At 41.4% G+C, this 251-nt stretch carries 1 protein-coding gene; it reads left to right on the top strand.

Annotation, left to right across the window (positions count from 1 at the left end):
• Positions 1-251 (top strand): hypothetical protein (locus H6A07_RS09910; protein ID WP_204814750.1); only part of this gene is annotated, 251 nt, incomplete at both ends.

The following is a 251-nucleotide window of genomic DNA, read 5'->3' as shown; positions in this document are numbered from 1 at the left end:
TTATTGGTTTATTGATGACGGAAAAATTAAGCGTTGTCGCGTCTGCCCGCCATTGTCCAAGCATCGCTGCGTTTAATACGAACAGCTATGACTTTTTTGCCAATCATCATTTCTACAGCGGCAGAAATAGCAGCTACTACTTCTTCGCTAATAGGAGCATTGTTATTTGCCATGTTAATTTACTCTCCCCTTATTATAATGGAACATTGCCGTGTTTTTTAGCCGGACGTGTTTCACGTTTGCTTGCAAGC

Source organism: Olsenella uli (genome assembly GCF_016899935.1).
GTDB classification, from domain to species: Bacteria; Actinomycetota; Coriobacteriia; order Coriobacteriales; family Atopobiaceae; genus Thermophilibacter; species Thermophilibacter uli_B.
This window is presented reverse-complemented; position numbering and strand designations above follow the sequence as displayed.